This window comes from Burkholderia sp. Bp8986, from assembly GCF_003854225.1.
Taxonomy (GTDB): domain Bacteria; phylum Pseudomonadota; class Gammaproteobacteria; order Burkholderiales; family Burkholderiaceae; genus Burkholderia.
Genome location: NZ_QTQM01000147.1, coordinates 1 through 1,528 on the forward strand (window position 1 = coordinate 1; position 1,528 = coordinate 1,528).

A 1,528-nucleotide genomic window follows, 5' to 3' on the forward strand; every position below is an offset into this window, starting at 1 on the left:
TTCCTGCAAATCAAACAACACCGTTTCGGCTTCGCAGCCTTACTGCATACGCCTCGCACGATTGTTCAGGTCCGACTATTGAAGCCCGAGCGCATGTCGGTCACGCCCGCGGCCAGCCAGATCTTTGTGCGGCTGGGTAGGCCGATCATGCCGTCGATCCCGACGTGCCACGCAACATGCGGAGCACCAGCAGTAACGTGGCCTCGTTTGGTGAGCCTTCGATGCGCACTCGGGTGTTGCCCACGCTGATCTCGATGGTGCCGGCCGGAGCAGCGCTGGCAACTGGTGCCGGGGCCCGCTGCTCGATTTCTTGCACCGGCGCCTCCACCGTCACGGGCAGCAAATCTCCCAGATCGTATTCGCCGGCACGCAGGGCTCGGCGCCATTTGAATACCAGGTTCGGATTCACCCCGTGTTCCATCGCCAGACGCGCCACCGATACGCCTGGCTCGCAGGCCAGTTTGGCCAAATGCCGTCCAAATTCGATGGGGTGATTCGGGATGCCTTTGCGCGAAGTTCTCTTCGGTGCTTCCGTTGCCACTGTAGTCCCCACTACTTTTTGGTGGGGACTACTCTGGCAATTTCCTGTCACATCGTCGAGACGGTGCTGGGGACAGGCTTACACTCCTTCAGCGCCGTGTTGTCGAGCATCGATTCGGTTGTGAGCGGCCCCCAGTAAACAGTGCCATGATGTAAACGAGTTTTCGGCGGACTTTTTCAGTATGAAAGGAGCCGTACGATGAAACGCAAGCGCTTCAGTGTCGAGCAGATTGTGGCGGTGTTGAAACAGGCCGAAGCAGGCGTGCCGGTAGCGGAACTGATTCGTCACGTTGGCATTTCGGAGCAAACCTTCTATCGCTGGAAGAAGGTATATGCTGGTTTGCAGACGGACCAGGTGCGGCAGCTCAAGCAGCTTCAAGACGAGAGCGCCCAACTGAAGAAGGTAGTTGCGGAGCTGACGTTGGACAAGGCGATGCTGACCGACGTATTGAAAAAAAGTGGTGAAGTCCTCGCCGAAGCGCCACGTCGTGGATTATCTAAAGTCCGCCTATGGAGTAGCAGAGCGGCGTGCCTGCCGCCTGGTGGCCATATGGCGCTCGGTGTATCAGTATCGCAGCCACCGCGACCCGCAGACTGCATTGCGGCAGCGCATGTGTGAAATCGCGGCGACGCGGGTGCCCTATGGTTACCGCAAGATACGCGTGCTGCTGCTCCGGGAGGGCTATCAGGTCAGCAAGAACTGGCTGTACCGTCTGTATCGTGAGGAAGGGCTGTCGCTGCGCTACAGACCAAATCGCAAGCGACGTGCACAGATGAGCCGTCCGGCACGTGCAAAGTCGACGGCAGCAAATCAGGCGTGGAGTTTGGACTTCGTCGCTGATCAGCTTTCGAACGGCCAGAGGTTCCGCGCGCTGACCATCATCGACGTCTTTACGCGCGAAGCACTAGTGTCGTGAGTTATAAATTCATTGAATAATATGCGGCCTGTAGTACCGTGTAGTTCATGCCATGAACACGAAGAGGCGGC

Annotated in this window: 1 protein-coding gene and 1 pseudogene; one reads left to right on the top strand and one right to left on the bottom strand. The window is 58.0% G+C overall.

Annotated elements, in window-relative coordinates; genetic code table 11:
* Positions 1–145: 145 nt before the first annotated feature.
* Positions 146–553, bottom strand: coding sequence for an IS66-like element accessory protein TnpA (gene tnpA / locus DID99_RS36570; protein ID WP_124668721.1), 408 nt, complete (start codon positions 551–553; stop codon positions 146–148).
* 186 nt (positions 554–739) lie between these two features.
* Between tnpA and DID99_RS36575 the strand changes: the two are divergent.
* Positions 740–1,448: pseudogene (locus DID99_RS36575) on the top strand (transposase); the annotation flags it as partial.
* Between the last annotated feature and the right edge of the window lie 80 nt (positions 1,449–1,528).